This is a genomic window from Bacteroidales bacterium, assembly GCA_018334875.1.
Lineage (GTDB): Bacteria > Bacteroidota > Bacteroidia > Bacteroidales > UBA12077 > JAGXLC01.
Genome location: JAGXLC010000028.1, coordinates 20247 through 27179, shown reverse-complemented (window position 1 = coordinate 27179; position 6933 = coordinate 20247). Strand labels below are relative to the sequence as shown.

Below are 6933 nucleotides of genomic sequence, written 5' to 3'. Positions count from 1 at the left end.
GAAGGCCGGGTAATCAATATCGTGGATCCTGAAATTGTGGTTTTGGGAGGCGGTGTAGGTAACATCGATACCTTATATACAAATGGCAGAGCTCAGGCAAAAAAGTTCGTTTTCAATCATACACTGGAAACCGAATTTGTCAGACCGGAACTGGGCGACAGTGCCGGTGTGTTGGGTGCAGCGTATCTTATGGCAGAGGACATGGAGGCGGATTAACCGGTGAAAATGGTCCTTTTAATTTTTTATGGAAAAGACGGAATGAAAGGAACCGGGAAAATTTGTAATTTCCCGGTTCCTTTGAATATATAGTGTATTGGAACGCTTAGCAGCTTGATCCTTGTTTTTATTCGTCTTTAAGTGATTCAGCCGGATTGGCTGTAGCTGCCCTATAGGCTCTGTGACCAATCGTCAGTAATGCAATTCCAAAAGCCGTTATGGAAGCCAGTATAAAGGTCAGCAAGCTGAGTTCAATCCTGTAGGCAAAATCTTGTAACCAGTTATTCATGAAATAATATGCCACCGGCCATGCGATTAGGGTAGAAATTCCGATAAGTATTACCACCTCTTTTGATAGAATAACCATGATTGATGACACTGAAGCACCAAACACTTTTCTTACGCCAATCTCTTTGGTTCGTTGTTCTGCCATAAAGGATGCCAGACCAAGCAATCCCAGGCAGGCAATGAAGATGGCCAGCATAGAGAATAATCTGAAAATGGTACCTGCCCGTTCTTCCTGCCGATACTTTGCCTCCCAGTCATTTTTCAGGAATGAATACTGAAAAGGTTGTCCCGGAACGATATTATTCCATTTGTACTCAAGAAAACGAATGGTTTCATCAAGCTGTGAAAGATTTAGCACTAGAGAAAGGTTCCCGGGATAAGAATTTATATAGATCATTACCAGAGGCCTGATTTTGTGATGCAGGGATGCATAATTGAAATTTTTGGTAACACCGATTATTTTGTAGCCCCGATCTTCTTCCCGTGGATTCACAAGGTATAATTTTTTCCCCACTGGCTCTTCAAGACCAAGTTTTTGCGCAGCCGCTTGGTTGATTACTACACACAGGGAATCTGTTGCATAATCCTCTGAAAAAAACCTGCCGGAGGCCATTTTCAGATTATAGGTTTCGTCAAAGTAACAATCGGTACCCGTGTAATCGATTACAACGGACTGTTGCGCAGAAGTCCCTTCTTCATAAAAGGCAGTGTTGGATTCTATAGTTCCCGGCACGTGTAACGAGTAGCTGGCACGATTTATTTTTGGGTTTTTGAGAATTTCCTGCCTGAATGTTTCTGCTTGACTGCCAAGTGGACTGGTTCGGTTAATCACCATTACCTGCTCCTTGTTGAACCCGAGGTCTTTATTGTTAACAAAATTCATTTGCCGGGATACAACGAAAGTGCTTATAAGCAAAATAATGGTTATGATGAACTGAAATATCACCAATAGTCCCCTGAGCTTTGAATTTTTTGATCCGCTACTCAAATTTCCTTTCAATACGTTGGAAGGATTGAATCTGGACAGGTAAAAAGCCGGGTAGCTGCCTGACAATAAACCCACGATCACTCCAAAGAGTATAATACCTATTAAAAATAAAGGATCTTCCATAAAATTAAAGGAAAGTGATTTTTGTGCCAGATTATTGAAAGCAGGTAAGGTGAGCTTTACCAGAATCACAGCCACTAGCAGGGCAATGAAACTGATCATTATGGCTTCTGATAAAAACTGACTGATGAGTTGGCTTCGGTTGCTTCCGGTAACTTTTCGGATGCCGACTTCTTTTGCCCGGTTGGCTGATTTGGCCGTGGAAAGATTCATAAAGTTGATGGCGGCAATCAGTATCAAAAACAAAGCTATAATGGAAAAGAAATAAACATTGTTGATGCTTCCTGTCTTTCCGAGCTCATTATTCAAATCTGAATGCAGATAGATATCGGTTAAAGGCTGGAGAAAATACCCCCATTGGTTTCCCTGTTTATTAAATTCTTCCATGCTTACACCCATGGCCTGCTCTATTTGGGGACCTACGTATTTTTCAACGAGTGTGGGGAATTGTTCCTTTAATTTTTCCGGAGATGCCCCTTCCTGTAACTTTAGGTATGTGTATACATTATTTCCAATCCAGAGTTGACTATTGGCCCTTGAAGAGGTTGTAAATGAGACCAATACATTATATTGAAAATGGCTGTTGTTTTTACAGTCTTCTATGACTCCTGTTACTTGAAGCTCTTGGTCGCCGTCGACCCATTCGATGACTTTGCCTACCGGGTTTTCATTTCCAAAATACTTTTGGGCAACCGAACGGGTCAGTACTGCGGTATTGGGTTCTTTCAATGCTGTTTTAGGGTCTCCCTGGATAAATGGCATGGTAAATATGTCGAATACATTAGAATCTGCAAGAAGCATTTGCTGCTCCATATGTTGTTTGCTGCCAATTTTTATCAGGGCATCTTCTCTCGGCTGGAGTCTTGTGGCCTGTTCAACCATAGGGTATTCTTCCCTTAAAGTGGAGGCCATCGGATAACACGTTACCGCTGTGTTTAAATCATCCTTTTTGATTTTACCCTTTAAACCTACCCGGTAAATCCGGTCGGCTTTAGCATGATTTTTATCGTAACTGAGTTCATCCTGCACAAAGAGCATGATCAGTATGGCACTGGCCAGCCCGATAGCCAGTCCGAAGATATTGATCAATGCATATCCTTTATACTTTGAAAGGTTACGAAATGCTATTTTCAAGTAATTTTTAATCATTTTCCCTCCTTTTAATGGTTTATTTTTTATTGACATACCAGATAAATCAAATTGTGTGCCAATCAAATACAAACATATGAAGCTCAGTGTATTGGATAGCTAAAATGATGTATAGCGGTATGGAATTACCGTCCGGCAGAAGACACCCTTTGTACGTTATCGTACATTCGTCGGCTGGAATTTTTTTATTGACGTTTAATCAAGGGGTAGTCAGTACTTACCGAAACTTTGTTTCTTCATTTAAATAATTCCAATCAATTCAAAAAATGGATTTATATTTGTTCCCTGAATCAAAGGAAATTTATGGTTTATGAAATATAAACGCTTCATCATTATTATCGCGCTGTTGGGTTTGATTGGGTGCAAAACCTACGAACCTTTGGAAGTGGGTAAACCAAGAAATCTGAAAGTGAAATCCCTTTCCGGGAGTACTGTTGATCTCAGCCTGGAACTACCTATTCGTAATCCCAATATTTACCGGATCAATGTAACCGGGATTGAAGGCTCGGCTTTTATCAATGAAAAAAAAGCAGGAGACATAAAGAGTACGGAAAAAGTCAAACTTCCTGCCAATTCGGATAAAACGCATGAGGTCTTATTGAAGGTGGATTATTCCGATCTACTTTCCGGTGGTATGTCTGTTATGAGTATTCTGAAAAACGGGAAGGTAAATTTATCCATAAAAGGTTCTTTAACGGCCAAATCGTTTCTTTATAGAAAAAAGCTGAACTTTAACAGAAAAAGCACACTGGATTTAAGTAGATAGTCTCTTTGCTCAGAGATCACAACTTATATAATAAAAGATGATTTAAATTTGTTTAATTTTGTGACCTAAAAAGCAAAAGCTATGAGATTGTTTTATTTTATTGTGTTATTGATTCTACCTCCGTTGCTCGCATCAGGGCAGGAGAATTCAATACAACAACTTTCCCCCGATGTTTTCAGTCAAATTGAAGAGAAGAGTGACAATAATATGCGTATTCAGCAGGATAGTGCAATTAGTAATTTGGTTTTAAAGCACATTGCAAAGAACAAAGAGAATCCGGAAATAGATGGATACCGTATACGAATTTATGCTGATATTGGTACACAGGCCCGGGAAGAGTCCGAGGAGTTAAGGGCTGAGTTTCACGAAAAATTTCCGGATATACCGATATATCGTGATTATGACGATAACTGGTGGAAAGTCTATGTAGGGGATTTTCGAACCAAGATAGAGGCCATTAAGCATCTGAAAAGAATCAGGAATGAATTTCCCTCTGCTTTTGTTGTACCGGATAAAATTAATTTCCCGGAGTTGAATGAATCAAAAGATGAGAAATGAGTGATCAGATAAAGCATGAATGCGGCATTGGAATGATCAGGTTTCGGAAACCGCTGGAATATTATCAGGCGAAGTATGGTTCATGGATGTATGGATTGCATAAGCTGTATCTTTTATTGGAAAAACAACATAACCGTGGTCAGGATGGTGCCGGGCTGGTCAATCTGAAGTTTGATCTGAAACCCGGCGAAAAATACATCCACCGGGTGAGAACGAATAAAAGCACCCCCATTAAACGGATTTTTGATGAAGTGGAACAAGGTCATCAGAAAATCAGGAATAAAAATCCGGATCTTCTGAAAGATCCTGTGTGGGCTAAGGAAAATCTGCCTTTCGCCGGTGAGGTTTATCTGGGGCATTTGAGATATGGTACATACGGGGTGAACAACATAGAATATGTACATCCGGTAATGCGTGAAAATAACTGGAAATCAAGAAATCTTATATTGGCGGGGAATTTTAACCTGACCAACGTGGATGAGCTGTTTCAGCTTTTAATCGATTTGGGTCAGCATCCCAAAGATTTTTCTGATACCGAAACGGTACTTGAGAAGGTCGGCCATTTTCTGGATGAGGAAAATCAGTTGCTTTTCAGGCAATACAAAAATGAGGGGTATGACAACAAGGAAATATCCAAACTGATTGCTGAAAATATCAGCATAAAAAAAATTTTGCATTCTTCCAGCAAAGACTGGGACGGAGGATATGCCATAGCTGGAATTGTAGGTCATGGAGATGCTTTCTTTATGCGTGACCCCAGGGGTATCCGTCCCGCTTTTTATTACATGGATGATGAGATAGTGGTTTGTGCATCGGAAAGACCGGTGATTCAAACAGTGATGAATGTCCGGGCGGAAGAGGTCCGGGAAGTCTCCCCGGGTAACGCATTGATCATTAAGAAAAGGGGTGAGGTTTCAGAAGAAGAAATACGGGTACCTGAAGAAAGAAAATCCTGTTCCTTTGAACGGATTTATTTTTCCCGCGGCAGTGATAGGGATATCTACAGGGAACGCAGGAAATTGGGGGAGTTGCTTGTGCCTGATGTATTGAAGGCCATTGATTATGATCTGGAGAATACCGTATTTTCATATATCCCTAATACTGCTGAAATAGCTTATCATGGTATGCTGAGCGGCCTGGAAACTTATCAGTTGAATAACAAAAAGAAAGAGATCCTGGAGAACAAGGATAAACTGGATGAAAAATTTCTGGACGAGCTGCTCGACAAAAAGATCCGGGTGGATAAGATAGCCATAAAGGACGTTAAACTAAGAACTTTTATCGCCCAGGAAAGTGGCAGAAAAGATCTGGTGAGCCATGTTTATGATGTTACTTACGGTATCGTGAACCGGGGGGTGGATAACCTGGTTATCTTGGATGACAGCATAGTCAGAGGTACTACTCTAAAGGAGAGCATTTTACAGATACTGGACAGGCTGGAGCCCAAAAAGATCATAGTGGTTTCTTCTGCACCTCAGATAAGATATCCCGATTGTTATGGAATCGATATGGCTAAGCTGGGTAACCTGGTGGCATTTCAGGCTGCTATTTCTTTACTCAGGGAGCGGGGGATGGATAAAGTGATCAATGAAGTGTATAAAAAATCCAAGGAGCAGGAAAATTTGCCTAAAGAGGAAATAGTCAATTATGTGCGAGATATCTATAAACCGTTTACCCGCGAAGAGTTGTCGGATAAAATCAGTTCGCTGCTGAAAGCAGAAAATATCAAGGCTGAGGTGCGGGTTGTTTATCAAAAGGTTGAAAACCTTCATCAAGCCTGCCCCAATGATAAAGGCGACTGGTATTTTACAGGCAATTATCCTACTCCCGGCGGCAATAAAGTCGTAAACAGGGCTTTTATCGATTTTATCGAAGGCCGTGATAGAAGAGCCTACTGATAGGTTCCTTTTTCTTCTTTAAACGTCTCTACGTGTCTTTTTTTCTTTTTGGGATATATATCGCTTATGGTAATCATTATCCCTGTTTCTTCCACATTGCCAAAAGATCTGTTCAGAGCTGTACCGAAGATTTTCATCGTGCGTGACAAATTCATATAGGCATTGATCAGAGGCGGAATGTTTTCACCCAATTTTCTGACTTCCTGGGATAAGATTTTCAGGTTGGTTTCATAGTTCTTTCCTGTAAAGATTTGATCCAGTTCGTCAGGGTTCGAATTTAATTTCTCGGAATTTTTGGGATGCACCAGATCATAAGCATCAGAAAATTCCTTGTGGAGGAAATAAAGAATAAGGTCGCGGGCTTTTTGATTGAAATGGGGGTACATTGTTACTTTACCGAAAAAGTACTTGTTGTCCGGATTTTTTACTACCAGCGCTCCCAGTCCGTCCCACAGGTTGTCAAGGGCATATAGTGTTTTTCGGGTATTACCGGTGGACTGAAATTTGGGTTGGATGAAGGAGCGGCCCAGTTCAATGGTATAAGGGAGGTATTGCTTGACAAATTTTATGGAAAAATGAAATAGCTTTTGTGTAGCCAGATCTTCGGGGTTGGTTTGTTTACTACATACTTTATACCTGTAGCCCCCCAGAATTTCTTCCTCCTTGGGATCCCATGAAATTAATTGTTTGTAAGGATATTCCAAAGAATCAAATTTGTCCAGATCCAGCTCTTTTCCTGTTCCCCCTCCGGCAGCTCTGAAGGTAACTTCCCTCAACCTGCCGATTTCTTTCATTGTGTTAGGAGCATCATGGCTGGTTATTACATACAGCTCATTGTTACCGTAATTGGTATGTCTCAGGAATTTGTCGGACGTTAATTCCTTTCTGATTTCTGACTTTTCAACCGGTTTTATGATATCTTGCATATATTTTTCTGTTGTTTAGGAGTT

6 protein-coding genes are annotated in these 6933 nt (G+C 40.6%); 4 read left to right on the top strand and 2 right to left on the bottom strand.

Going from position 1 to position 6933, the window contains the following annotated elements; all coding sequences use genetic code 11:
• A partial coding sequence (locus KGY70_04285; protein ID MBS3774379.1) for an ROK family protein occupies nucleotides 1-216 on the top strand: 216 nt, incomplete at its 5' end.
• 127 nt (nucleotides 217-343) lie between these two features.
• On the opposite strand, the gene KGY70_04280 is transcribed toward KGY70_04285, so the two are convergent.
• Entirely contained in the window at nucleotides 344-2761 is a 2418-nt protein-coding gene (locus tag KGY70_04280) for an ABC transporter permease (GenBank protein MBS3774378.1), read from the bottom strand.
• Between the two features lie 310 nt (nucleotides 2762-3071).
• Here KGY70_04280 and KGY70_04275 point away from each other — a divergent pair, with 310 nt between their 5' ends.
• The 3 genes from KGY70_04275 (at nucleotide 3072) to KGY70_04265 (ending at nucleotide 5983) form a co-directional block, all read left to right on the top strand.
• A complete protein-coding gene (locus KGY70_04275) occupies nucleotides 3072-3527 on the top strand; it encodes an LEA type 2 family protein (protein ID MBS3774377.1) in 456 nt (151 codons plus the stop codon).
• An 81-nt stretch (nucleotides 3528-3608) separates the two neighbouring features.
• A complete protein-coding gene (locus tag KGY70_04270) occupies nucleotides 3609-4085 on the top strand; it encodes an SPOR domain-containing protein (protein ID MBS3774376.1) in 477 nt (158 codons plus the stop codon).
• The gene (locus KGY70_04265; protein MBS3774375.1) at nucleotides 4082-5983 is read left to right on the top strand and encodes an amidophosphoribosyltransferase; all 1902 of its coding nucleotides are present in this window, start codon (nucleotides 4082-4084) and stop codon (nucleotides 5981-5983) included. The genes KGY70_04270 and KGY70_04265 overlap by 4 nt, the downstream gene beginning before the upstream one ends.
• Here KGY70_04265 and KGY70_04260 read toward each other — a convergent pair.
• Complete coding sequence (locus KGY70_04260) at nucleotides 5977-6909, bottom strand: GNAT family N-acetyltransferase (GenBank protein ID MBS3774374.1); 933 nt, start codon at nucleotides 6907-6909, stop codon at nucleotides 5977-5979. The genes KGY70_04265 and KGY70_04260 overlap by 7 nt on opposite strands.
• Between the last annotated feature and the right edge of the window lie 24 nt (nucleotides 6910-6933).